The organism is Vibrio nomapromontoriensis (assembly GCF_050337205.1).
Taxonomy (GTDB): Bacteria; Pseudomonadota; Gammaproteobacteria; order Enterobacterales; family Vibrionaceae; genus Vibrio; species Vibrio nomapromontoriensis.
This window is the reverse complement of record NZ_JAKJSS010000007.1, coordinates 728,817-755,390: the sequence shown is the minus strand read 5'-3', so window position 1 is coordinate 755,390 and position 26,574 is coordinate 728,817. Positions and strand designations below refer to the sequence as shown.

At 45.6% G+C, this 26,574-nt stretch carries 23 protein-coding genes; 3 read left to right on the top strand and 20 right to left on the bottom strand.

Annotation, left to right across the window (positions count from 1 at the left end):
• The first annotated feature begins 75 nt into the window (after positions 1-75).
• From L4D05_RS07510 to L4D05_RS07500, 3 genes are read left to right on the top strand one after another with little or no spacing between them, the layout of a single operon-like run.
• Positions 76-2,292 carry a protein-disulfide reductase DsbD family protein gene (locus L4D05_RS07510; protein ID WP_428793496.1) on the top strand — a complete coding sequence of 739 codons (2,217 nt, stop codon included), beginning with the start codon at positions 76-78 and terminating at the stop codon, positions 2,290-2,292.
• Positions 2,292-2,819: a protein disulfide oxidoreductase gene (locus L4D05_RS07505; RefSeq protein ID WP_428751640.1), complete on the top strand. Its 528-nt coding sequence runs from the start codon at positions 2,292-2,294 to the stop codon at positions 2,817-2,819. Before L4D05_RS07510 ends, L4D05_RS07505 begins: the two co-directional genes overlap by 1 nt.
• Positions 2,820-2,841: 22 nt before the next feature.
• On the top strand, positions 2,842-3,579 hold the full coding sequence (locus L4D05_RS07500; RefSeq protein ID WP_428793495.1) for a DsbA family protein: 738 nt from the start codon (positions 2,842-2,844) through the stop codon (positions 3,577-3,579).
• Between the two features lie 152 nt (positions 3,580-3,731).
• On the opposite strand, the gene L4D05_RS07495 is transcribed toward L4D05_RS07500, so the two are convergent.
• The 20 genes from L4D05_RS07495 to L4D05_RS07400 form a co-directional block, all read right to left on the bottom strand.
• Entirely contained in the window at positions 3,732-7,415 is a 3,684-nt protein-coding gene (locus tag L4D05_RS07495; RefSeq protein ID WP_428793494.1) for a response regulator, read from the bottom strand.
• Positions 7,416-7,543: 128 nt separating this feature from the next.
• Positions 7,544-8,572, bottom strand: a complete 1,029-nt coding sequence (locus L4D05_RS07490) for an HD domain-containing phosphohydrolase (RefSeq protein ID WP_428793493.1) — start codon at positions 8,570-8,572, stop codon at positions 7,544-7,546.
• 278 nt (positions 8,573-8,850) lie between these two features.
• Positions 8,851-8,985: an entericidin EcnAB gene (locus L4D05_RS07485; RefSeq protein WP_428793492.1), complete on the bottom strand. Its 135-nt coding sequence runs from the start codon at positions 8,983-8,985 to the stop codon at positions 8,851-8,853.
• Positions 8,986-9,441: 456 nt separating this feature from the next.
• Positions 9,442-11,046: a BCCT family transporter gene (locus L4D05_RS07480; RefSeq protein ID WP_428793491.1), complete on the bottom strand. Its 1,605-nt coding sequence runs from the start codon at positions 11,044-11,046 to the stop codon at positions 9,442-9,444.
• 657 nt (positions 11,047-11,703) lie between these two features.
• Positions 11,704-12,927: a beta-ketoacyl-ACP synthase gene (locus L4D05_RS07475; protein WP_428793490.1), complete on the bottom strand. Its 1,224-nt coding sequence runs from the start codon at positions 12,925-12,927 to the stop codon at positions 11,704-11,706.
• Positions 12,924-13,649: a 3-ketoacyl-ACP reductase FabG2 gene (locus L4D05_RS07470; protein ID WP_428751648.1), complete on the bottom strand. Its 726-nt coding sequence runs from the start codon at positions 13,647-13,649 to the stop codon at positions 12,924-12,926. The genes L4D05_RS07475 and L4D05_RS07470 overlap by 4 nt, the downstream gene beginning before the upstream one ends.
• Positions 13,646-14,110, bottom strand: coding sequence for a hotdog family protein (locus L4D05_RS07465; protein WP_428793489.1), 465 nt, complete (start codon positions 14,108-14,110; stop codon positions 13,646-13,648). Before L4D05_RS07465 ends, L4D05_RS07470 begins: the two co-directional genes overlap by 4 nt.
• Complete coding sequence (locus L4D05_RS07460) at positions 14,103-15,308, bottom strand: beta-ketoacyl-[acyl-carrier-protein] synthase family protein (protein WP_428793488.1); 1,206 nt, start codon at positions 15,306-15,308, stop codon at positions 14,103-14,105. Before L4D05_RS07460 ends, L4D05_RS07465 begins: the two co-directional genes overlap by 8 nt.
• 6 nt (positions 15,309-15,314) lie before the next feature.
• Complete coding sequence (locus L4D05_RS07455; protein WP_428793487.1) at positions 15,315-15,989, bottom strand: DUF3261 domain-containing protein; 675 nt, start codon at positions 15,987-15,989, stop codon at positions 15,315-15,317.
• A complete protein-coding gene (locus L4D05_RS07450) occupies positions 15,986-18,358 on the bottom strand; it encodes an MMPL family transporter (RefSeq protein WP_428793486.1) in 2,373 nt (790 codons plus the stop codon). The genes L4D05_RS07455 and L4D05_RS07450 overlap by 4 nt, the downstream gene beginning before the upstream one ends.
• Positions 18,330-18,908: an outer membrane lipoprotein carrier protein LolA gene (locus L4D05_RS07445; protein WP_428793567.1), complete on the bottom strand. Its 579-nt coding sequence runs from the start codon at positions 18,906-18,908 to the stop codon at positions 18,330-18,332. The genes L4D05_RS07450 and L4D05_RS07445 overlap by 29 nt, the downstream gene beginning before the upstream one ends.
• A gap of 76 nt (positions 18,909-18,984) precedes the next feature.
• Positions 18,985-19,437, bottom strand: a complete 453-nt coding sequence (locus L4D05_RS07440; protein WP_428793485.1) for an acyl-CoA thioesterase — start codon at positions 19,435-19,437, stop codon at positions 18,985-18,987.
• A 71-nt stretch (positions 19,438-19,508) separates the two neighbouring features.
• On the bottom strand, positions 19,509-21,047 hold the full coding sequence (locus L4D05_RS07435) for an HAL/PAL/TAL family ammonia-lyase (RefSeq protein ID WP_428751654.1): 1,539 nt from the start codon (positions 21,045-21,047) through the stop codon (positions 19,509-19,511).
• The gene (locus L4D05_RS07430) at positions 21,031-22,794 is read right to left on the bottom strand and encodes a glycosyltransferase family 2 protein (protein WP_428793566.1); all 1,764 of its coding nucleotides are present in this window, start codon (positions 22,792-22,794) and stop codon (positions 21,031-21,033) included. Before L4D05_RS07430 ends, L4D05_RS07435 begins: the two co-directional genes overlap by 17 nt.
• Before the next feature lie 28 nt (positions 22,795-22,822).
• On the bottom strand, positions 22,823-23,191 hold the full coding sequence (locus tag L4D05_RS07425) for an ApeI family dehydratase (protein ID WP_428751655.1): 369 nt from the start codon (positions 23,189-23,191) through the stop codon (positions 22,823-22,825).
• Positions 23,192-23,246: 55 nt separating this feature from the next.
• Positions 23,247-24,644 carry an AMP-binding protein gene (locus tag L4D05_RS07420; protein WP_428793484.1) on the bottom strand — a complete coding sequence of 466 codons (1,398 nt, stop codon included), beginning with the start codon at positions 24,642-24,644 and terminating at the stop codon, positions 23,247-23,249.
• A gap of 6 nt (positions 24,645-24,650) precedes the next feature.
• Positions 24,651-25,208 carry a COG4648 family protein gene (locus L4D05_RS07415; protein ID WP_428793483.1) on the bottom strand — a complete coding sequence of 186 codons (558 nt, stop codon included), beginning with the start codon at positions 25,206-25,208 and terminating at the stop codon, positions 24,651-24,653.
• The gene (locus L4D05_RS07410; RefSeq protein ID WP_428751658.1) at positions 25,208-25,465 is read right to left on the bottom strand and encodes an acyl carrier protein; all 258 of its coding nucleotides are present in this window, start codon (positions 25,463-25,465) and stop codon (positions 25,208-25,210) included. The genes L4D05_RS07415 and L4D05_RS07410 overlap by 1 nt, the downstream gene beginning before the upstream one ends.
• 22 nt (positions 25,466-25,487) lie before the next feature.
• Entirely contained in the window at positions 25,488-25,757 is a 270-nt protein-coding gene (locus L4D05_RS07405; RefSeq protein ID WP_428793482.1) for a phosphopantetheine-binding protein, read from the bottom strand.
• A gap of 10 nt (positions 25,758-25,767) precedes the next feature.
• Complete coding sequence (locus L4D05_RS07400; RefSeq protein WP_428793481.1) at positions 25,768-26,556, bottom strand: lysophospholipid acyltransferase family protein; 789 nt, start codon at positions 26,554-26,556, stop codon at positions 25,768-25,770.
• Positions 26,557-26,574: the final 18 nt, after the last annotated feature.

Here is a 26,574-nt window from a genome sequence, read left to right as displayed (position 1 = left end):
TCCAGAATAAGAGACATTTCCGTTTTCGGTTGTTAACACAACTTAACACGTCGTAATTTTATTTTAGGAATATCAATGAAAAAGCAAACAGCATACCTGCGCTCCGTCGTACAGCGACTGGCGTCATTTGTGTTTGGCCTTTGGTTTTTGAGTACGTTAATACTCAGTCCTCTGGCATTAGCTAACCCTCCTTCTGCGTCTGCTAGCTCAATTGCAGCAAGCGTTGCGCTCGAAGGCGAATCAATAAAACATCAGCAGGCAGGCGCGGAGACTGGCTGGATTACAAGCGAAGTCCATCCACATGTTGAAACACGCGTAGTCCTCACTGGACAAGTTGATGAGCGAACTCAAACCGTAGAGGGTTTTCTAGAAGTCCGTTTATCGGGTGATTGGAAAACGTATTGGCGATCGCCGGGTGAGGGCGGCATTGCTCCTTCCCTGGACTGGCAACAATCAAGCAATATCAAGGCGATAAAATGGGAGTGGCCTTATCCCCATCGTTTCGAACTTTTGGATTTAGAGACGTTAGGCTATAAACACGATGTCGTCTTCCCACTGCATATCGAAGTTAACGATATTCACGCACCCGTCAATTTGTCGGCGACAGCAACGATTTCAAGCTGTACTACCGTTTGTGTATTGACTGACTTCCCGGTTGATATGACGTTTGTGCCCAGTGAGCTGTCCTTATCAGAAACGGCGATGTATCAATATGCGCAAGCGATGAGTCTTGTGCCTAAAGCGTCCCCTTTGATTGATGATGTCGATGCCATTTGGGACGCATCTCGTCAAGAGCTTCAAGTCACCGTGCTTAACGCGAGAGGATGGGTGAAACCGGATCTGTTGATTGATAGTCAGGATGATGTGGTTGAGGACTATTCATTTTTATCGCCCAAAATTAATATAGATGGCGATAAAGTCGTGGCGACGTTTAAGGTCACGAGTTGGTTAGGTGACCCCGATTTGGATTCACGTTCGATCTTGGTCACGATGATTGATGAAAACCTACTAGCGGAGCAAGCGATAACGGTAAATAGCGGAGTTATCACAGGCAATGACATCGCCAGCTCTTTGTCGTCTGCTTCTATGTTATCGATGCTTGGTTTTGCATTGTTGGGTGGTTTGATACTCAATATTATGCCATGTGTGTTCCCGGTATTAGGGATGAAATTGAGCCATGTTATTTCCGCTGCAACGGCAGAGAAAAAGCAAATACGCGCCCAATTTGTTGCCTCATCTATGGGAATAATCACGTCATTTTTGCTACTGGCTTTATTTATTACCGTGTTGAAATGGTCAGGGTCTAGCATTGGGTGGGGCATCCAGTTTCAAAGTGGTGGGTTTATCGCTTTTATGGTGCTGGTCACCGGGTTATTTGGTGCCAATATGCTGGGTTTATTTGAGCTTCGCTTACCGAGTTCAATGAACACCTGGATGGCAACAAAAGGAGACAATTCTTATATCGGTCATTTTGTGCAAGGTATGTTTGCCACGCTTTTGGCTACGCCATGTTCTGCGCCATTTTTAGGCACGGCGGTGGCTTTTGCGCTTGCAACTAGCACTGGTGCGACATTCGCCATCTTTACGGCACTTGGCTTAGGGATGGCGTTGCCGTGGATCCTCATCGCGATGTTTCCGCGTTTGGTATCGTGGTTGCCCAAACCTGGGGCGTGGATGAACCGAGTGAAAATCGTATTCGGTGCGATGATGTTGCTAACGTCTACTTGGTTGTTATCGTTACTCAGCCATCACTTACCAGCGTTTTGGATTGGAGCCTTAGCCGTAGCAGCAATGGTGTGGTTATTTTTACGTGTTAAAGCCTGTTATGGCGATAGGGCAGCACTGTTGCTCGGTGGGGTGAGTATCATTGCTCTGGCGGGTGGCTTAATTATTGGCAGTATGACAGCAGAACGTTGGGCGACACCATTGCCGCCTGAGCCTGACTGGGTGTCGTTATCGACCACTCGGATCACCGATGAAGTAGCCGCTGGCAATGTGGTTTTTGTAGACGTGACGGCCGATTGGTGTATTACCTGCAAGGCCAACAAAATTGGGGTTATTCTCCAACCACCGGTTTATGACACGCTGCAACAAACGGATGTCATTGCGATGAAAGGTGACTGGACTACTCCAAGTGATGACGTCACCGCGTTTTTACGCTTTTATGGCCGATATGGTGTGCCCTTTAACATCGTGTTTGGTCCCAGTGCGCCAGAAGGCATCCCTTTGCCTGTCATTCTGACTGATGATGTTGTGCTTAATGCTATTTCGGCGGCGCGAGGTGAGCAGTGATGTGGTCTCGTAAAAAATCAAATAAGGCGTCAGTTAAAGGCTGGCGCCGGCATGTCCGAGAGTGGGCAGCAATAATCATGGTTATGGTGGTGGTGACGATAGTCATTGATAGCTACCGTACTCGTGATATGCCTCAGTCTGACTTACCAGCCTTAAGTGGCAAGACGTTAGATGGTCAGTGGGTTGATGTGCTGGAAGAAAGTAAGCAAGCGCCTGTTATCGTCTATTTTTGGGCGACTTGGTGTCCGGCGTGTAAGTTTGTCACGCCTACGATTGATTGGTTTAGCAATCACTATAAGGTGATTGGTGTCTCTGTTAGCTCTGGTTCAGATGCTCGGGTGAATCGATTTATGGCGAGCCAAGATAGGGATTTTGCAAACATTAACGATCCGAAAGGAGAGTTAATGAATAGCTGGAGTATTAGTGTCACGCCTACCATCGTTATTATCAACAATGGGAAAATCGAGTCGATGACAACAGGGGTGACAACCCCAATGGGTTTATTTGCTCGCATGATGATGCTTTAGATTATTTTTACGGATAACAAAAATGAATAAAATGAATAAAATGAAAAAGATAGCCACAGCCTTATTGCTCGGTCTAATGAGTGTACATAGTGTTGCGGGTCCTGTTTCTAGTGAAACAGAGACAAAAATTAATGACATCACCCAAATGCTTCATGACAATCCGGAAGTGGTGGATAACCTTCATCAAAGTCTGATGGCTTTTATTGCACAGCAGCAAGGGGTTAGTACAACACTACAACGCTATCAACCTCATACCAATAGTGCAGTGCATAGTGCTTTTGGGGCGATAGAAGCCCCTGAGTTAACCATTCTCAATGTGACCGATTACAATTGTCCTTATTGCAAAAAGTTAGACAAAGAGCTTGAGAAATTAGTGAAAGATTACCCTCAAGTTAAGGTGGTGAACATTTATCTACCACTTAAAGAACGTAACAATGAATTGGGATACACAACCGCGAGTTATGCATTAAATGTGTGGAGGGAAATGCCAGATAAATACCAGCAAGTACATGATTTTCTGGTGGCTAATCCTCGTTTGCACAATGAGCGCACGTTGAAAGCAATTGCGGAAAAAACGGGCACACAACGCCAGTTAGTCAAATCAAAAGTCTCTGATGAAGTGCTAGACAGAAATTATCAGTTCTTTGCCGATTTAGGTTTGCGTGGTACGCCAGCATTGGTGATTAATGATCAGATTATTCCTGGTTATTTGCCTTACCCACAATTGAAACAGGCTCTGGAGGCAGAGCTAAAGCTGTAGTCAACGTTCGAGAGTTGATGACGTAATACTCATGCCCTGAGCGATATGCTTAGGGCATTTTATTTTGGCAATGAGCGTCTCATTGTGGTGAATATTTGGTGTGTGACATTCACTCATTATACCGCCACTCATTGCGTTGAACGCCTAGCACCTTATGGGTTCAAGTGTTGCGTTAAAATGTGTGTGATAGTTTCAAAGTCGTACTGTTCCATCGCTGTTGTCAGTAGAGCTTGTTGATGTTCATTTAGTCCAATAGATTCAATGACAGCAGGGTTATCGAGTAAAGATATCGCTTTCATATCAAAATCAGCGGCATATTGAATAATCATTTCTAACTGGCTGTTATCTGTCGTTGGAGTGTTAGGCACGGATTTGGCTGTATCACTTGTTGTTTGCTGTGTTGAGTATGTGTGGGCGGAAAACGGCAGTAGCGGTGTTAATTGCTCGACCATTGTTTGAATACAGTCATTAAGCTCTGTTTCTAGTGAGTCAAGGTTGCTCGAGCCTACATTCGACAATAATGCTTCAATGTCACTGCATAATGTTGTGATTGTCACCATTCCTAAATTTCCGGAGACGCCTTTTAAAGTGTGAATATCCAGTTGGTAGCTTTTGGGCGTTTGCTGCGTGAGGGAGAATGTTGTCCCTCTATATTGCTGACAAAATTGATTTAATAGTTTGAGATAGAGCACGGTGTTTTCACTGGCGGCTTTTAGCCCATTTTGACACTGTAGCCCTTCAATGGCTTGTAAGTCAGACAGCAGTTGTCGACGCTCATCACTACGAGACGATTCTACCGAACGGTGTTGTGGAGGTATGATTGGCGTGCCGTCTTTATTCACGGTTATCCATTTCGCCATGATTCGAAACATCTCATCAATCAGAAGTGGTTTTCCGATGAGATCATTCATGCCACTTGCGAGTACTTTTTCTTTGTCTCCAACCATAACATTGGCAGTTAGCGCGATAATGGGTAACTTGTTAAGTCCCAGCTCCTGTCGGGCGCGTTTTGTGGCTTTGTAGCCATCAAGCACTGGCATTTGACAGTCCATTAACACGCCGTCGTAGTGATGGGTAGCGAGTTTTTTCAGAGCACTTTCACCGTTACTAGCAATCTCTACGGACATGCCGTTCATTTCGAGTATTTCACAGGCAACCTCTTGGTTTATCTCATTGTCTTCAACAAGAAGGATCTTGGCCCCTTTTAAACTTTCAATATCCTTACTCATTTGAATATCCCGCTTCCGACGATGAGGGGAGCGTTGTTTAGAGATCAGAGTATTCATAAGTAAGTCAACCAAAGAGGAGTTAGTAAATGGCTTCTCTAGGATATCGGCCACCATAATATCGGTGTCTTGAAGTGCCTCTGAAATGCCATCCGATCCCTTGGAAGATAAGATGACCAATTTACTGACGAGTAATTCAGAGAACTGTTCACGCAGCTTATAGATTTCGTCGATGTTGTTGAAGTTGTCGAAGCGCCAGTCATAAAGAACAAGGTCAGCTTCAATCGCTTTGTCTTGCATCGCCGTGGCGAGTTCGGATAAGTTGCTGAAGCAATGCACTTCACATTGCATACGTTGCAGTTGGGCATTGATGATTCTAGACGCTTCTTTCGAGTCATCGACGAGTAGAATCTTCTTACTACTCAATACTGAAGGGTAGAGGGCTTTGCTAGTTTTGATTATTTCGCCGAATTGCGCTGTAAAGGTAAAAGTTGAGCCTTGGTTAGGTTGACTCTCAACAGAGATGTCACCGCCCATGAGTGTGACGAGTTTTTTGGTAATAGCGAGACCTAGACCGGTACCACCATATTTTCGGGTTGTTGAACTATCAGCTTGGCTAAAGGACTGAAACAGTTTTTTGATCTGTTTTTCTGTCATCCCTATACCGTCGTCAATGATTTTGAACTGTAGGGTGTAGTGACCGTTGGTGTAGGAAAGGGTTCGGATTTGAACTCGGATCTCTCCTTGCTCGGTGAATTTAACAGCATTGGTACCTAGGTTGATTAACACTTGTTTTAAGCGTAATGCATCGCCCATCATTACTGTCGGAACATTGGGGTCAATATCGATGAGTAGGTCGAGGTTTTTATCTCGAGCACGATCTCCGGTGAGGTTGATAAAGTCTTCAATTACTTCATCAAGAGAGAATTCAAGTGACTCTAGTTCAATCTTGCCAGCTTCTACTTTGGAAAAGTCGAGAATGTCGTTGATCACCCCTAATAAAGACTTTGCGGAACTGTGAACTTTCGTGATGTAGTTGCGCTGCTTTTTATTGAGCTCAGTTTCTAAAGCAAGGTGGCTCATGCCAATAATGGCATTCATTGGCGTGCGAATTTCATGGCTCATTGTCGCGAGAAAGTCCGATTTAGCTTGGTTGGCGTTTTGTGCCACGTCATTGGCTTGCTCTAACACCTGTGCGACACCTTGTAATTCGGTATGAGAACGTCGAATGAGATACCCGAGCATCATTAAGGCGAGAACGAATAATATCGCGCCATATGAAATGTAGGCGGAAAGATCTCTGGCTTGCGACATTTCACTAAAGCGTCGATTTCGAATATCGAGAATAGCCCCATCAATCTCAACGGCGGACTCCACCATTCGCTTGGCGATACTGTCTGTTTGATTGGAAACCGTTTGTACCCGATGGAAATCATCCAAATACATTTTTAGTACAGGTGAAAGCTGTTTGAACAATTGTTTTTCATCATTTTCTATCAGCAAACTCGCAATAATTTCTATTCGGTGTAATGCTTTTTGTAGCAGATAAATGACTTCCTGAGCGTAGATACTTTTCGCTTCTTCACTGATGGCTAAAGAAAAATCGCGGTCGGTTTGGCGTGCAGAATCAATTTCTGTAATGAGAGCGGTGATCTCTTTAGAAATATTGAGGCGCTGCGCCATTAAGTTTTGAATATTGGCGACTTTTTCTTGGGCGAGCTCAAACACAAGGGTTTCGTTGCTTCTTAAGTCTAGTGAGGCTTGAGCAAGTTCAAACGCGGTCATAGCAAAATTGCGTATCAGGGGGTTATCAAGGCTAACATCTTTTGGTCCAGATACATTTTCCAATTGATGGAGACGATCATAGAATTCATTTTCTAGCAGGTCGAGTTTGGATAGGAGTGCTCGGCTACGTTTATCTTTTACTCTAGAACTTAGCTGCTCTAAGTAGCGAGATATTTTCTTAAGTTCAGCTAGGCTTAAGCGATAGTCTTTTTTATTGCTAAAGACAAGAAAGTCTTTAGCAAAATTACGAGCGGACTCAACGGAAACTGAAAGTTGGTAAGACGTTGCAGAGTTTTTTGAAATATCACTCATCTCTTTGCGAAGCTCATCAACTCGCATTTTATCTAGGTCAATATATTTGAGCTGCAGGCGATGAATAGCGTCCGATAATGTACTGGCTTTCCGAGCATTCTGCACCATCACATTTCGCTCTTGAAGGAAGTTTAAACTGAGATCGACATAGTTGCCAAAGTCGCTTTCGTATTGGGAGATTTTATGAATAAGTTCCTGAGTACCATAGCTGTCTTGTTGCCGTTCTAGGTGAAAGGTATTAGCTAGTACGAGTGCTTCTTGCATGTAATTTAACGCGACATCTGATTCTTTTACGGCCAAATCTCGAGTAAACGATAACTCGTGCAGACGAGCGCGATCTAATGTTAACAATAGCTGCCCAGCGCCTTCGTATCGATCTACGGAGCTAAATAATTTGTTTAGGCTTACCCAAGCCATTAGTCCAATACTGAACAGCATGACAACCACAATCAAGAATCCAACCACAATACGGTTAGAGCGTATGATTGAGCGTTGTACGTCATTAGAGAGCATGGCAGATCTTCCTTGATTGTGTCTTGTATGGTACGAGTGTAAGTTAGTGGTGGGCCCATGGTGAGTGACTATGCTGTCAAACGGTTATGCTGCCAAACGACCATGTTGCAAAATTACCTCGTCGAAAATTAGTCACTAAATCGTTGTTTTATTTTATTTATCTCGTCTTTTAAACAGAGAAAAGTGTCGACTAATTGTGGGTCAAAATGTTGGCCTGATTGTTCAGTTATAAACTGAAATGCCTCTTCTACTGTCCAAGCTCGTTTATAGGGGCGGACACTTGTGAGGGCATCAAATACATCGGCAATCGTGACGATACGTGCTGAAAGGGGAATATTTTCGCCGCTAATGCCTTTAGGGTAACCACTGCCATCCCACTTTTCATGGTGGTTTTGGGCAATCTCCTTTGCTAAATCAAGTAATGGTGACGAATAAGAGCCCAAGATTTCAACGCCATAGTCCACATGACGCTTCATTTCATGCCATTCGTCGTCATTGAGAGTATCGGGTTTTAGTAATATGTTGTCCGCAATTCCAATTTTACCGACATCATGCATTGGCGCGGCTTCAAACAGCAGATCCCGCCATTTAGGATCTACATGAATAGCGTCGGCGAGTAAGCGGCTATAGTGACTCATACGAATAACATGCATACCGGTTTCATTGTCTTTAAATTCGGCGGCTCGCCCTAAGCAGTTAATAATTTCAGATTGGTTTTGTCGTAATTCTTGAGTACGGATTTGCACTTCGAGCTCAAGGGCTTGTCGCTGATTATGTAAGAAGAGATGCGTTTCGACACGAGCTCGGACGATAGGAGGGCTGATGGGCTTGGTAATATAATCGACGGCGCCAAGGGCAAACCCTTTGGTCTCATCCTCTGTTTGAGTTTTGGCGGTGATAAATATTACGGGGATATCTTGGGTAACTGGGTGAGACTTAAGTTGTCGGCAAACGTCGTATCCATCCATTTCTGGCATCATGATATCGAGCAAAATGAGATCGGGTTTGGGTAAGCGGTGTGCAATCTTTAGGGCGATTTTGCCACTGGTCGCTATTTTTATCTGGTACTTTTCTGCAAGCACACCGTTGAGCAGGTCAAGGTTATCAGGCGTATCATCAACAAGCAGTATAGTGTGCTGTTTTTTCTCTATGCGCATTTCTATTATCCACAATTATACTCTTGCTTAAGTATTGTCTAACATGCTGATAAATCAATAAATAGCTTGTGAAAACATAGCGAATATTTGTGATGCGAGCTCCAATTGGTGTTAATCATGGTGGCGACTGTATTGAGTGGCTTGGTCTATCCAGCCTAGTTTTTTACCAATTGTTTGAGCTTCTCTCGTAACCAGCGGTGAACCAGATTGTCTTGATCGCGCTTATGCCACAACATTGTTTGTAGCTTTTTTTGCCGTGATAAAGCACGCCATCGGTGTTACTCAGTGGCTTCATGGACGGCTTCTTTGGTGTCATTCCATATCTTAGAAGAATCATCTTTCACTCCATTCCATGTATTGGAGCAGCCACTAATGAAAAATGTGATCGCAATAAGTAATAGCAAGTTTTTCATTTCTAGAGCCTCAATGTATTTGTCTAAGCACGAACAATATCAAAAGTTATGAATTAGGTCTTATTGCGTGATGGCAACTGAGACACACATACCGCAATAGCGGTAGACCCGAGCGAGTCGTTTCTAGTTTCTATACGACACTGCCTTTCATTTACCCACGCTTTAATCAAGGTGAGAAGCTTGTATAATCTTGGCTAAATAAACCCATAGCGGTTAACGATAATTGGATGTGGTTGTGCAAAGAAGATGAGAAAGTACTATACCGTTGAGGGCGATAAGCGCGCCAAAAAAGCTTACCCAAAGCCGGCACTTTGTGAAAAGTGTGTGCAAGACTACGTTGTGATCAGTGAAGGTGAACGTACGTATAATGAATGTGAAAAGTGCGGAGAAGATAATTAATACTGGCTCAGGCTTATCAACAAATGCTGTTGATAAGCCTTAATTCTAGGTTAAACCCTAAGCCGATTTGCTTTCGGTGACTTTGGGTTGCTCGACCTCAGTCAATAAGGCTTTCACTAAGCTGATTGCACCGAGAATTAGAATCAACGTAAACGGCAGGGCTGCGATAATAGTAATGGATTGCAGCGCCTGAATAGAGTCCGTTCCACCAATCCATAGCATTACCATTGCAATGACGGCAGAGATAAACGCCCATACCACTTTTTGTTTAATTGGCAGCTCCAATTTTCCACCCGCGGTCATACTATCGACAACGATAGAGCCAGAATCAAGGGTGGTAACAAAGAAGACAATGATCAGCGCAACCGCAATGATTGAAAGTACATTGCCAATTGGATAGGCGTCTAGCATATAGAACAAGCTTAATGACACATCACTAATGCCTTGTTCGACGCCGAGATGTCCAACCTTATCAATGATCTGTTGGATAGCGATGCCGCCAAAGAAAGACATCCATGCCGTGGTGACTAAGGTTGGCACAACCATGACGCAAACCAAAAACTCACGGATGGTGCGACCTTTTGAGATTCGGGCGACAAACATGCCAAAAAATGGTGCGTAAGCAACCCACCAAGCCCAATAAAACACGGTCCAACCATGTAACCATGTTGTGTCTTCTCGTCCAGAACTTTGACTCAGTGGAATGATGTTTTTTACATAGCCCACCACCGCTGTCGTTAAGGAGTTGAATACAGTGGTGAAGTTAAGGATGGCGAGAAAACCAAGGAACACAAAAGCGATAATCATGTTGAGGTTACTCAACACTTTAACGCCACCATCCATCCCACGAATCACTGAAACAATGGCTAAACCCATGATCACGAGGATAACGGACAGTTGCAGGAAAAGACTATTCTCAAGGCCGAATACGTGGCTTATACCGCTTGCAGCTTGCGAGCCGCCCAACCCTAGAGAAGTCGCGAGTCCAAATAAAATGACTAACACAGCCATAACATCAATGGCATCACCAATCTTACCCCAAACCCTTTCGCCAAGTAGTGGGTAAAACACCGAGCGCATTGAAAGCGGTAGCCCTTTGTTATAAACAAAATAGGCCAGAGAGAGCGCTGTCATGCCATAGATGGCCCAAGCGTGGAACCCCCAGTGAAATACTGCAGCGCCCAGTGCCAGCTCACGACCTTCAGAAGTATACGCCTCGACATTTAACGGGGTGCCAAACCAATTGGTGAAAAATGCGGTTGGCTCGGCGACCCCCCAAAATATCAGTCCAATGCCCATACCCGCGGCAAATAGCATAGAAATCCAAGACAGAGTGGAGTAATCAGTTGTCGCCTCGTCACCCCCTAAGCGGATTTTACCTAAAGGTGAAAAAGCGATACCAATGGCGAATAGTAGCAGTATGTTTGCTCCCCACATGAAGACGAAGTCAAATTTAGAGAGCGCGGCTGCTTTAACTGCATCGATGGCCGCTTTGGCGTCGGCAGGTGAAAGCACTAAAAGTGTGATGATAAAGAGAATGGATAAACCTGCCGACGCCGTAAATACGGTGTTGTGAACGTCCATCCCCCATTTAGTGATGTTGTCTTGACCAACCTGATAGTCGGTAGAATCTATACTGTATTTTTTTGATTTAAAACTCATAGTAATGAGGTTTGTATATCCGAATGCACGGATACAACGACCAACTCCATTTTTAATTAATCTTTGATTAGACGGATAGTGCTATATAACCCCCGGCACTTTTTGTGAACTCGTCACGTTACGTCACGCCCAATCCCAGCGCCGTAATCTAACATAAAAGCGACCAGTCATACCTGGTATTTTAATTAGTGCTCTAAAGGTTTTGTGCGAATAAAATAGCAACGAAAGGCATATATAGAAAGGGCTTCAACTCATAAGAGGTGCTTTTGGGTTGTTGGTGTGACATATAAATTTACAATATCAATGTGCCAGCAATGGTTTTGGTTATGTGTGTGGATGCATTGTTTTCAACGGGTTGCGCGTGGTTTTTGTTAATGCAAAGTGATCAGGGAGTTTAAGCGCGGCTTTGTTAGTAACAATTATACAATGAATGACAGGTGAAATTAGCGTTAATATGCTGACTAGTGAGCTAGGTTAAGTCGCGCAAATACCAATGGCAACTCGTTAATTGCTTTGATGTCAAAGCAAAATGTACGGTGGGGTTAACGTTGAAATATGGTGTTCAGTATCAAAGCATGGATGATGGTATCGTTAGGTACCTAAGATAAAACACGTAAACTGGCGTTGAATACCCGTTTACGTGTTTGTGGGTGAGCGTTAGATTTTCTTAAAAATGATTGAAGTGTTAATACCACCAAACGCAAAGTTGTTGCTCATCAGATAGGTGGCATTGAGTTCACGACCTGTGCCTGTGATGTAGTCTAACTTCCCGCATTGTTCGTCGAGCGTATTGAGGTTCAAGGTTGGGTTAAACCAGCCAGTGTGCATCATTTCTAACCCAAGCCATGCTTCAATTGCGCCACAAGCACCTAACGTGTGGCCGAAGTAGCTTTTCAGAGAGCTAATAGGAACCGCGCCAAAGACATTAGCCGTAGCATTACTTTCTGCAATGTCACCACGCTCGGTTGCGGTTCCGTGGGCAGAGACATAATCAATTTTTTCTGGTGATAGGTTGGCGTTTTGTAGTGCCATTTCCATGCATATTTGCATGGTTTCCATCTGTGGTTGCGTCACATGGGCGGCGTCGCAGTTACTGGCAAAGCCAATAATTTCTGCGTAAATCGTCGCGCCACGAGCGACGGCGTGTTCATATTCTTCTAAAACTAACGTTCCTGCGCCTTCGCCAATAACAAGACCATCGCGGCTTGAATCATAAGGGCTAGGTGTTGATTTCGGCGCGTCATTTTTTAGGCTTGTGGCAAACAAGGTGTCAAAAACGGCGGATTCTGTTGGGCAAAGCTCTTCACCACCCCCTGCGACCATAACGGTTTGATAGCCGTGCTTCACTGCTTCATACGCATAGCCAATCGCTTGACTGCCAGAGGTGCACGCACTACTGGTAGGAATAACGCGTCCTTTAAGCCCGAAAAATAGCCCCACGTTAACGGCAGTGGTGTGCGGCATCATTTGTACATAAGTGGTGGCGGTAATGGCTCGTGTGCTCTTTTCATTGAGCATGACACCAAAGGCACCAATGGCATCGGTACTGCCCGTTGAGGACCCGTAGGCGATCCCCGTTTGGCCGTTAGTGAGTACTTCATTACCCAACAGTCCGGATTGAATTAACGCATTTTCGGTGGCGACAGTCGCCAGCTTAGATACCCGACCCATACCACGAACTTGCTTGCGCTTGTAATGCTTAGGCAATTCAAAGTGGTCAATGGGTGCGGCTAACTTGGTATTTAGCCCATCATATTGCTCATAGGATGGCATATATTGCGTGGCGTTTTCACACGCGCGCAATTTAGGCTCTATTGATGCCCAGTCGTTTCCAAATGCGGTAACGCCCGACATGCCAGTGACAACAACGCGGCGGTTCATACTAAACCTCCATTTACCGAAATAACTTGGCGGGTGACATAGGAAGCGATGTCCGACATAAGGTAGCTAACCAGCCCGGCGACTTCTTCTGGTTCACCCATGCGGCGCAATGGGATCTGTGGCATGGCATGTTCTTTCACATGCTCATCGACCATACCAGTATCAATTAAGCCCGGAGCAACGCAGTTAACGGTGATTTTGCGTTTTGCAAGTTCGAGTGCGAGTGACTTTGTTGCGCCAATGACGCCTGCTTTGGCCGCGCTGTAATTGGTTTGACCGCGATTGCCCATAATGCCAGAAACAGAAGCGAGCGTGACAATTCGGCCGCCTTTGCGTTTTTGCACCATAGGCATCACACACGGGTGAAGCACATTATAGAAACTGTCTAAGTTGGTATGAATAACGCCATCCCATTCTTCTTCTGTCATCGCAGGGAAAGCGGTGTCTCTTGTGATGCCGGCGTTATTCACGACACCGTAGTAGGCACCATGTTGGTCTATATCGGCTTCAAGGCGCTCGCGACATTGCTTGCGGTCACTAATATCAAATTGAATTAATCGGCCTTTGCCGCCGTTTGCTTCAATGGTCGAAAGTGTGTGTTGCGCGCCTTGTTCGTCCCCCATGTAATGCACGGCGATGGTAAACCCATCACTGGCAAGTTGGATGGCAATCGCTTGACCGATACCTTTACTGGCACCGGTGACTAATACTTGTCGGCTCATTGGGGTTTCCTATTTTTCATTTCTTTTAATTTCTGTTCTGACGGCACATAAACATTGAGTTGGCATGACGCGATTTGTTCGCCATTCAACTCAAGGCGAGCTGAAAATACTGCCATGCCACTGTCTTCGATCACCTTTTCTGCATGGATATCTAGCGTTTGACCTTGTTTAAAATGCTCATAGTCGACTTGATATCGTCGGCTTCCTAATAGAAAACCGATAGGCGGGGTTTCCCCTTTGCTCTTGGCATGAAAACCAGACCACGCAGCCACTGATTGAGCCATAAATTCTATGCCCACATACGCTGGCGTTGTTTGAGTCGCGGGATCAAAAAACAAATGATGATCGCCAATATCGACTTGGCAGTGAACGGACTCGTCTTGAACATCGATAACACGATCCACTAAAATCATCGGCGCATCGTGGGGGAGGAGTTGCTCAATTGGGGGGAAGCTAGTCATGGCATACTCCAAAAATTAGACTGACATTGTTGCCACCAAAGGCGAAAGAGTTACTCAAAATAGCTTTACCATTTAGCTTGATATCGGATTCTACTAAATCCACATCAATATCCTCTGCTTTGTGTTGGCACTGTTGTTTGGGCAACGACAAATCATATTTCAGCATGTGCCAAGCAATCGCAGCTTCTGTTGCACTTGCTGCTCCCAGAGTATGCCCCGTCAACGGTTTGGTAGAGCTTACCGGTACTGACTGACCGAAGATGCGAGCAATCGCTTTGCTTTCCATACTGTCATTAAGTGGTGTCGCGGTACCATGCGCATTGATGTAGCCAATATCGTTGGGTTGCAATTGCGCGTCTGCGAGTGATTTTAGCATGGCCTGCTCAGCGCCGTCTCCCTCAGGGTGAGGGGCGGAAATATGATGAGCATCAGAACTGTCGCCAGCCCCCAACAAAGCAATAGCAGGTTCACGTGTGGTGGGGCGCTCTTTAGACAGCAGCATAAAGGCAGCGGATTCACCAATGTTGATGCCATTACGGTTTTCATCAAACGGGCGGCATAAGGTGCTAGAGAGCGCCTCTAAGCTATTAAAACCGTTGAGTGTTAGCGCGCAAAGGGTATCGACGCCACCGACAATAACGGCGTCAACCAGTCCTGATTTTAATAGCCGCTTAGCACTGATAAACACCCGTCCGCTTGAAGAACATGCGGTAGAAATGGAATAACATGGGCCGGTGAGGTTGAAATAGTGAGCGATAAAGTCACTGCCGTTTCCAAGCTCTTGTTTACGATAGTGGTAATCACGAGGAAAGTCGCCAGTTGATAATTTTTCTGCGTAGCCTGCTTCACCATCAGAGATACCGGATGTACTGGTGCCGACAATGACTGCGACTCTCTCTGAGCCATAGCGTGTTATTGCCGCGCGTACGCTCGTCTCGATTTGCTGTAAGGCAGAAAGGGCAAGGCGATTATTTCTTGAGTCAAACTGAAGCAAATGTGAGGGAAGCGCAGGCAGCGCTTCTTTTACACGGCCGACAACGGTCGACTTCCCACTGTTTAGCAAATTTTCCGCCGGTTCCATATGAGGGCAGTGACCCTGTGACAAGCCTTGTTGCACACTGAGTGGTGTGTTGCCGAGTGCAGAGTGAAATCCGCAGTCATGGATAAATATCGGAGTTGAGGGATTAGTTCGCTTCATGCTTATTTATTGTTCGTTGTCGTTGAGTTGAAAATTGAGCGTTTGGATTACGATAGAGTACCCCAGTTGCTGGTGTTCAAAATAAATTTTACCTTGCAGAGGATCATGGCTCTCGTAACGAATGTTGATGACGGTTGTGCCTGTTTCATCAATGAGTTGGCGCTGATTTTTCGAGTCGATGATACGCCACTCTATCGCATTTAATGGGGCTTCCCAAGCACTTTGCGGCCAGAGCGTTACCATCAAATTAAATAAGATCTGTTCTGGCTCTGGCAAGGTATTTTCCAGTCCGCTGAGCACGCTCGCTTGAATGTCATCATCTTGGTAGGTAAGTGACATAATCCGCGTTCCCCAAGATGAGAACCCAGCTAATACCAGTTGGTTTTTATCGACTTGCAGCTGCACTGGAAGCTGGGAAGATTCCTGTCCTTTTTCACTATGCCAAGTCGCGCTAATTAACTGGCTTGCTGAGAGTTGATAACCCAGTTCTGCCGGTGTCGGTAGAGTGACACGAGTACCGGGTTTTAGTTGTACTTGCGTCGAAGCGTTTTGAGGCGTTAGCGCACAACCCGTGATACTAGAAAGGGTGAGTAACAGCACGAACCCGCGCCAAAAGCGCCGCCTGAGGTTGTGCGTTAGTGTGGTTATCCAGCCCAAAGGAGAAAATATGCTTAGTGTCATTGAGGCTCCTTGTCATCATTGATGGCGAGCGGGGACAGCAACCAAGCAATGAAGATACCCGTGAGAACAGTAATACCAAAACTGTGAATGGCGTGTGTATCACTTAGCGACAATAAACCAAACGACAACAGCGTGGTGATGGCAGATAAAGTGATAGCAAGTAACGTGCTATGGCAGCGCTGCTGTTCTGCAAAAAACAGGGTGTAATCAATGCCAATGCCGATAATTAACACCAAGGCTAACAGGTTAAATAAGTTTAATTCGCTGCCTGTTGCAACGGTTACCGCCAGTCCTGCAAGACAAGCGATGAGTGATGGCAGTAGGATGCGAATGCTACGTTTAGCACCATATCGCCATACCAAAACCAGAGCAATTGCTAGGGTTGCCAGGGCAAGGAGCTCCATGATTTTTATGCGGTATTGCCCAAATAACACCGACACTTCTTCTGCTTTATTGAGATAGGTGATGTGATGGTTTTGTTGTGCGAGCGCTTTAATAGCATCAGCATTAGAGACATCTTTAAGTAAAATAACCGAGGCCATTTGTCCGTCGATATCACCTAGATATAAAAATCGTAAAGGCTCCGACACAGGATGCTGAAGGTAGTCGCGTAAGGTGATGAGCTCTGGCTGCTCGACTATGTTAGGAACGTGCGTAAGATGCAACGATTTAGCCAGTGTTTCGGCTTGAGTGCTGTAGAGCGATTGAATGAGCGCAAAGTCCTCGGCCTGCCTTTGTTGGGAGGGGAGGTAACGGTGCAAGCTTTGATAGCCGCTAATCACTTGTGATTGTTGCCATTCGTTGAGTTGCGTTTCTATGGATTCTAACGATTGCAGCAGTGATTCGTTATCGTCGGCAGTTACCACTAACATTTGTTGAGATGACTGCATGCCTGTTAACGTTGCGATGAGCGTTTCTTGCTGCTTTAGGGTTTGGGGCATGGCTTGCAGCTGATGAATGTCATCGTTGTAGCGTACCTGCGTCATCATCAGTGCACTAAGTGCGAGCGTTGCGAAGGGTAAGCCCCATGACACCGCGCGACTTTGCCAGCAAGAGAGCCATTTTTGACTTAATATCTTACCCGGAAGTTGGCGTGGTTTGCTTGGCGACTTTGCTAAAATAGGATACCAAGCCACCACCGTGATGTAGGCAGAGATAAGTCCTATTGCCGAAAATAAAGCCAGCTGTTGTAAACCGGGGAATGGGGCGATAAGTAAACCTAAGTAGCCAATCAAGCTGGTGGCAAGACCCAAGGTGATGGCAATGAATATGTGTTTTAGCCCTTTAAGGCTATCCCATTTGTTTCCCGCCGCTAAGCGATCTGTGAGGAAATGAAAGGCGTAGTCGATAGACACGCCAATTAAGCTGGCGCCAAACACCAAACTAAATAAGTGTATTCGTCCAAAAATGAAGGTTGTGACTGCCATTGCAACGACAAGCCCCATTGATACCGACAGTAAGGCCAACGCCAATGGAGTGAGGCTGCGAAACACCAAACCAATGAGCAAAACCACCCCTAATAATGAGAACACACCGATGGTACTGATCTCAGATTTCGCACTTCGCGTACCAAAATCGGCATAAAAAAGCACCCCAGTATGAGCAATTTCTACATCGTAATGTTGCGCGATGTCTTGCTGCCATTGTTCGATAAGTGGCACCACGTGTTGTGCCTGCATGCTGTAGGGGGAATCGTTGAGTTCAGCGCTAATCAGCAGGTAAGTTTTGTCTTGGTATTGCGTTGATAAGTAACCTTGCGTTAAGACAAAGGAAGAGGACGAATGACTGATTTGACTTAAATAATCTCGAAACAGCAAAAAGGGGTCGTTTTCTAACTCTTGTCCTGTCACACCAGAGAAAGGATTGTACACGGCCTGAATAACGCGTTGTGTTTGCGCGCTAGGGTTGTGTTCTAGTCGCTCTCGCTGAGTGTTTGTCAGCTGTTGCCAACGGTGTTGAAAGTAATATTTCGCCCATTGCTGTTGCTGATTGTCATCTATTCTCGCCGTCACAGTGGCAAAGTACTGGCTCTGTTGAAGTTGGTCGGCAAAGGTTTCAGCCGCTTGATATAGTGCTGCGCTATCCGCCGACGAATTTTTTTCCGAGAGAACAAAAACGACCTTGTCACTCATGCTGGTCGTGACTTTGTTAAAGGCACTTTCAGCGACTGGATTTTGTTCATTAACAGGGAGTAATTTTAGAATGTCGGTTTCGATGGGCGACACGGTGCTAAACGCCCACTGTTTAATAAGTAGAGCGATAGCGAATAGAACCGCGCCAAACCACAATAGAGCCAGTTGATAGGCTCGTGCTTGCGTGAAGCTGAAGCGACTCGCTTGGCTAAAATTGGAACTGGGCTTGCTCGGCATCCGTTAGGCTCTTTGGTTGATAACGTTGATGACTAAAAATAATGTCGGTTTTATCGCCGCGAATTTCTTGCAGTGTGAGTTGTTCCAGTTCGTCTTTGCCGCGGATTGAAATGGTGTCAAAGACAGAATTGAGTGGCGCAGCACGTGGCGTCAAGACCAGTGACCATTGTCCTTTAGTCGCGGTGAAATTCATTTCAAATTGTTGTTCTAGTTGTTGGGTGTCACCGTGAAACACCGCCAAGAATATATGGCTAAAATAGAACGCCATTGGGTTGTCTTTTGCGGTGATGACTTGAGCTGGTTGATCGGCAAAAGTCTGGCGAAGTTTATCTTTTGTCAGGACAAGCTGGACAGGAAATGGCGATTGCTGACGCCATAATAAACCATTGGTTTTATCGAGCGTGAACTGCCCTGATGAGATCAGGGGCTGTTCAAACATTTCGATATGACGCTGTTGTTCAAAGTCCCCTCGTACCAGCGAATGCTTGGCAAGCTGTTGTTGCAAATCGGCTAGGTTATCGACTTGTGCCAACGACAAAGGGGAAAACATCAGCAGCACGGCCAAAATGGCATGTTTGCGTATGAATGTCTTTGCCAGCGATGGCAGGCGAAATGGTGAGAGCAGGTTAAGCCTCATATGCTAGGTGTCCATGTTGATGCCAATAGTCGACTTTTTCGATAAAGACGCGAGGCGACGCAAAGCACATCTCTTCGGTATCAATCGAAACGGCGACTTGAGTCGTGTGTGCTTTACACATTCTAGCCCCATTGTTGGCGTCATAGATGACGTAGTCTATACGCAGACGGTTTTCCCACTCGGTGAGTTTTGCCGTCACACGAATAGCGTGATTAAACGGAATGGCCTTAACATACTTCACTCGGGTATCAATGATGGGCCAAGCAAACCCGGACGCTTGCATCGCGCGATAATCGTAATCAATATTATCCATCAACACTCGGCGCGCTTCTTCGAAAAAACGGAAAAAGTTACCGTGATAGATGACGCCCATGGGATCCGCATCTTGAAAAGAAGTAATCATGCTCACCTCTGATGTGAGCGGATGTAGGATGTCAGTCATAGTGCTTCCTAATACTGTATAAACTGATGAGCTAAATTAAACAATGATTTAGCTAAACGAAATCATTGAAATTAATAGAGTGACCAATGACGCTGTTGAATTCGGCTCATGAAATGACGTAAATCCGCTTCCAATGGGCGGTCTTCATTCACCATTTCAAATTCACTTAAAATCGAATCACGAATCGCTTTCAAGTTATCGCTCATATGGTGCTCGTCGAGTTCATTGTGGCGCTTGCGAAGTTCTATCGCTTGCGTTCCTGCCAGTAGTGAGGCTGCGGCGACCTGCTCGGTTAATTCCAGTACACGTAAACAGTCACGCGCGGCAATGGTACCCATGCTCACTTTGTCTTGGTTGTGGCATTCGGTCGAGCGTGAAAATACGCTGGCAGGCATGGTGTGCTTTAGGGCTTCAGCCGTCCATGCCGAGATGCCGATTTGTACCGCTTTAAAACCATGGTTGATTGGCTTACGATCGCCTTCTGCCCCCGTTAAGTTATACGGTAAGCCATTGTTGAACTTGTAATCCATCAACTGCGCCATTTGACGATCCAATAGATCAGCGAGATTCGCCACACCTGTTTTTAGTGTATCCATTGCCATGGCAATGTGGCCGCCGTAGAAGTGTCCACCGTGCAAGACACGCTCATTATCACCATCAATTATCGGATTATCGTTGGCGCTGTTAAGTTCGTTTTCAATGAGTTGACGAAGCCAAGGCAGAGAGTCTTGTACCACGCCGATGACATGGGGCGCACAGCGTAGTGAGTAACGATCTTGTAGTCGGTCGCTATTACGAGGAGGTCTTTCTGCTTGTAAATCATCACGTAGCCATGCGGCAATTTGTTGTTGGCCTGGGTGAGGTTTGACTGCAAATAAAGCTTCATCAAAGTGGAAATCGTTGCCGTGAATACCGACCGATACCATCGCCGTGATTTTGGTGCACAACTGAGCTAAATATTCTGCACGTTTATAGGCTAAACAGGCCAGAGCCGTCATCACTGATGTGCCATTCATTAACGCCAGCCCTTCTTTAGGCTTAAGCGTAATCGGCTTGATATTGAGTTCTTTAAATACATCTTGCGTCGCGCGAATTTCACCTTTGTATAAGACTTCACGTTCACCAATCAGTGTCGCAGCAAGATAGGACAAAGGGGTCAAGTCACCACTGGCTCCCACCGAGCCTTCTTGTGGAATTCTTGGTGCGATATCGTGATTAATGAGGGTGGTAATTTGATTGAGTAAGTCATGGGTGACGCCAGACATACCTTGAGACAAGGAACATAGGCGCGTTGCTAATACGGCGCGCGATTGCTCGTGGGTGAGAATGTCACCGAGTCCGCAGCCGTGAAAGCGTGTGAGATGCAAAGGCAGTTCATCAACAAGATGAGGCGGAATGGCGACAGTGCAGGAGTCACCATATCCGGTGGTGACACCGTAGATCACGCCTTCTTCTTTTAATAAGCGCTCCAAAAATGCCACGCTGCGATCGATTTTGGCGACATACTCTGGAGAGCGATTCATGCTGGCCTGTGCACCTGCAGAAATGGCTACGACATCTTCAATAGAGAGGCGCTCTGCGCCAAAAATAATATTATTGCTCTTCGTCATTTTGCTTACTTAACGTCCAAAAGTTGAAAAAGTTATACCACTGTAGCGGCGCTTGTAAGGCGTAATGCTCTAAGCGATTCGCGTAATATTGTACGACCTGCTCCAATGCGGCTTGCCGTGTACGGCGTGGTAAGGCTATTTTGTCACTAAAGTGCTCAAAATAGACATTAAAATGCGGGGTGGTTTGGCTATCATCGCGAAGGCCAAACATGAGATAAACCGGTGCTTTAAGTACCGATGCTAACATAAATGGCCCTTGTGGAAACGGTGCTGGCTTGTCGAGAAAGTTAGCCCAGATACAGCGCTGCTCTTTGCTGGTAGAAGTGCGATCCCCAACGATGACGATCCACTCACCTTGCTCTATTTTTTGCTGCAGCAAGATAGCGGTGTCGGGACCCATATGGTTGACCTGAATTAGGTTGAGATCTGAGTTAGGGTTCACCGCTTTCATCACAGCATTAAAGCGTTCAGCGTGCTCGGTAAACACCAACGCATTAATTTTGATATGGCTGTAGCGACGGCTAAGTGCTCGGCATAGCTCAATATTGCCGAGATGCGATCCGAGCAGTAGTACGCCTTTTTTATTGTCTATGAGTGGCTGGAATTGTTCTTGCCCGTGAATCGTCAAGTTATCGAGAGAAAAATCGCCTTTCCAGGCGGCAAGCTTGTCTAACATGGTATGACCAAAAGACAATAAGTGTTGCTGGCTGGTTAGATTGCCTGGCAGAGTGGCATTATGACGCTTTGCAAAACGGGTTAGCAGCTGAAGGTATTGCTCAGATGCATCGCGCGCACGATGATTAGTGAGGTGGTAGTAACGAATAACAAGCGGCAAGATGAGATTGAACGCTTGGCGCCCTAATACTTTGTAGATCCATAATAAAGTTTTTATACCCAGTATGGTTCCACGCTCTTTTTGTTTCGACCAATGAGGTGGCGTGGCTGGTGCGTTGCTTGCGCTGTGAGATGCGACTGCCGTAGGGTCAGTCTTTTTAAAGTGGCGAGCGATGAGCTTGGGAATACGCGGCAACATACCGAAAAATAGCTTGGTGTGCATCTTGCTAATTTTGACGTTGTCCCAAAGCGCATCAAAATGAGAAATACCGCCTTCAGGGTACATGACGCGAGTGTCGATAAATTGAATGTCGCAGCCTTCCCAGTACATGCGAACTAGAACTTCAATATCGAAGTCCATTCGGCTGCCAATGCGATACTTATCAAGCACCTTGACGGTTTGCTTGACAGGGTAGGCTCTAAAACCGCACATACTATCTTTGATATCGAACGATAGAGTCTCTACCCACACCCAAAAGTGAGTGACATAACGGCCGTATAGACGAGATTTAGGCACGCTACTGTCGTAAACGGGTCGTCCGGATATAAGCTTGTTCGGTTGTGTTTGCGACGCATCAAGCAAAGAAGGTAGTGATTCAAGATCGTGTTGACCGTCAGAGTCTATTTGGATGACGTGACTAAAGCCCCAAACCTTGGCTTGACGAATGCCAGCCATGACAGCCCCGCCTTTACCCTGATTAACTTCAAGTGTAATCAGGTGTACATGTTCGAGTTTAGCGACATGGGCCAACGCTTCTTTTGTTTCCTGATTACTGCCATCATCTACCAGTAAAATAGGGTAGCTAAATGGCTTCAATGAAGCGATGACATCTGCGATGGTATCGCCATGATTGAAACAGGGGATAAGAAAGCAGGGGGTGTAATCATGGTTTATTGGTTTGCTATCACTCATGCGGTCTGCGGGTTCTCTTTCTAGCGTGTTAGTCACAAGGTGTGCCTAGCTTCATTTTTCCTGAAGAGTGTACGGTAGTGTGTTCGTCCGAAACTGAGCTGTATTTGAATGCTAACTTTTGCGTCTCTGCATTCCAATTCAGTGTCAGTGTGATAATCGCATCAGGCAATATGGGCTCTTGAAATTTGATCACTTCCATCCCTTTGAATGCACTTGGTACCTGAAGTAACTTGATAGCGTAGTAAAGCGCCCAATCTATTTGCGTAACTCCCGGTAGCAAAGGGAAATGAGTAAAGTGACCGCAAAAGTCTAGAATATCAGCATCGACTTGTAGGCTTAGCGTGGCACTAGGCGATTGTACATCAGATTGTAAAACGGTCGGTTTTCTTTTTGTCATGGTCGTGTCGGTATCGGTCGCGTGAATGTAAAGGGTCTAGGTGTCTGGGAGCAGGTTATTGCGCTTCGTTGAATAACGACTCCAGCTCTGAAGCTTGGCGTTTTCCTTGACTATTTAAAGGGATATCTTGAATCACTTTAAAGCGACGTGGAATGGCGATGGGCTCCACCCATTGCCTTAGCTCAGAACGTAGTAGTAACCAAAACTTGCCTTTACCGATACTTTCAAGCTCACTTTGTCCAGCTTTTGTTAGCACGATAGCGGCATTAAGGGATAGCCGTTGTTCATTCTGGGTAGAGAATACCGCACTTTCGTAAATCCAGTCGAGTTGATCTAACCGCTTCTCTATTTCGACTAATGAAATTCGTTTCTCTTCTATCTTTATTATACGGTCAGTTCGCCCTTTTAGTTCAAACAGTCCATCATTGTGCAAGACGCAGGCATCAGCGGTTTGGTACCAATTTTCAGGATCGATATGTGGGGACTGTAATCGTAGGCAGCCTTCTTGGTTGAGTTCGGCTTTGACTCCGGGAAACAGTTTCCAATACTCACCGTCATGGTGCTGCTGCTTAAACGCAATTCCCCCAGTTTCGGTACTGCCATAGACTTCAATTGGCAACTGCGAAAAAAGGGTGTGTGCCTGTTGTGCGGCTTGATATGGCAAAGGGCCACCGGAAGAGAACAGCGCGCGATAGGTTGCCAAGGATGTTTGTGTGGTAAGGCGTTTAAGTAATGCAGGGCTGCTAATTAACACACAGTCAGCTGACGCGTGGCTTATGACTTGTTCCGGGTATTCTAGATTTTGGCAGGCAAAGGCTCGTCCACTGCACAAGGGCCAAAGCACACGAAATAGTAAACCATAGATATGTTGATGAGAGACGGTGCTTTCGATAACACTGTTTTTCAAATCCGCCCCCCAAACTGACTCTAAGATGGCGATTTCGGTGTTTATGTGGTGCAGCGTTTTGATTATTGCTTTTGGCGTGCCACTAGACCCAGAGGTAAATAACACCACATCGATATTGCTGAGCTCAAGAGTATCAAAGGTCTTGATTTCGCCGTGTTGACTGTCAACGCGAATGGATTGACATGGACGACCTGGGATCGGTTCTACACCGTTGTCGTGCAGTAATAGGTCAAATTGGCAAGCAAGCTCAGCAAGCGCTGCTGGTTGGTAATTTCCCGGTAAGACCAGAGATTTTCCACTATGACAGATGGCGAGTAATCCGACTGTAAAGTGATAGCTATCTTGCGTGCATAGAGCAATGCGCTGACCTGGAAAAGTTGAGATATCGTTAAGGGTTGCGCTGACGTCGTGCAGCAGTTGTTGCCATGTCCAGTTATGCGTGCCATCAAATGCGACGACATGATGTTTATCACGCGCGGTACTGACTAGGTGTGCAAGAGACAGAAATTGAGTTGAAGCGATGTTCGCTTGATTGTGGGACGACATGTTAGATTAATCCTCGCGAACAAACTGTCTAATGATCCACTCGCCTGCAAATAAGCAACCAGCAGCAAGATAGCTGAGTAAGCCGTTGTAAAGTGTCCAAACTTCAAGTGTTTGAAAGCAGGTATAAAGCGCAATACTTGCATTTACGATGAAAAAAACACACCACACTTTGGTCACATTACGAGTGTAGCGAACGCCACTCTCAGGCAGAGAAGGTTGCTGGAGACGAGCAAATCGTTCGATGATCGACTGTGGTTGAGTGAGGCTGAGTGCAAAAACGGTGAGCATACAAAGATTGACAACAACAGGGTAGAAAGTCAGCCATCCATGTTGTTTAAAAACAGCGCCAAGTACACTTAAAGTGATACCCGTTAGGCCGCTTATCCAAGCGAGCTGTTTGAATTCTTTAAGCTTGGTATTATTGCTAGAAAAGATTCTTATCACAAAGACAGTGATAAGAATCAGACTGATGGCTTGCAGACCAAATTGTTCTGCGCCGAAATAGACGGCAAAAGGGTACGCAAAAATAACGATTGCGGACAGTATGGTCAGCAATGGGCGCATTAGTTTTCTTTCAATAGCTCGGTGACAGAGACAACCACATCATTGACGGTACGAACGGCTTTAAATTCTTCAGGTTTGATCTTTTTACCGGTTACTTTTTGCAGATGTACCACAAGATCAACGGCGTCAATGCTGTCTAAATCTAGGTCTTGATAAAGGTGAGCGTCTGGCTGAATATCGGCTTCGTCAATCTCAAAGAGTTCAACGAGCGCTGATTTTACTTGCTCAAATACTTGTTGTTGGTTTAGTTCTGTCATGATGTTATCTGCTAATTAGTGGCTAGTTTGAGACGAAATTAGTCTGAGATGAAATATAGTTGGCTAAGTTTGCAACGGATGCAAAGTGCTCGCGGGTATTCGTATCATCGGCGTCAATCACGATATTGAAGGTTTTCTTAATCGCCAAACCAAGTTCCAATGCATCAATAGAGTCGAGCCCTAAGCCTTCGCCGAACAGTGGAGCGTTGGTTTCGATATCGTCGACGGTGATGTCTTCTAAATTTAAAGCATCAATAATTAGTTGTTTGATTTGATTTTGTAGTGCTTCCACAGGATCTTACTCATCGTTGTTCATTTTTGGGAAAAAGAGCTTCAGCCAAATAACGGTTCAGTTTTCTTGCGGCTAAAGTGGGGGAGTTCGTTTGCTCGATAAACGGCTCTACCTCAATCTTACCTTTTATTTCGACATGGAAAAAGGGTTTGATCTTTGGGACTTGGTACCACATCTTTTCTTTGGTTAAAAAACTGGGGGTGACCGAGATATGAACTACACGTAAATCTCGTTGCGTTCGAATGGCAATTTGCGCGGCACCGCGCTGCAATTTGGGGTCAAGGCCGGGGGTAGTGCGTGTGCCTTCAGGGAATACCAGCAGTACGTTTCCTTGGTCAAACCGTTGCTCACATATTGATATAACATCATCGGGAGCTTCATTGGGAATATAGCCTGCAGCACGCACAATATGCTTCATAAAAGGGTTACGCCAAATCGCGCTTTTCACTAAACAATCACATTGTTTCAGTTGCGACGCAATTAACACGTAGTCAATCAGGCTTGGGTGATTAGCGACAATAAGGCAATTACGATCGTGCTGTAAATGTTCTGCGCCCGTTATTTCGTAGTCAATGGCGCCAGTGAACTTCATGAGACGGCAAAAAATATGAAACGAGCATTGTATCAGCCTTTGGACACGATACTCCGTTATTGTAGGGTCTGGCGTGACTCGGCTAATAACAGGAATGAGGATAAAGCTGAGAATAAGCCCACCAACACCAAAGACACTAAAGCAAAATCCGGTAGCGAAAATACGCCATAGCTGATTTGTTTTTAGATAAAGCGAGTTGACGGCCATTGTCTATGGTGATCCTTG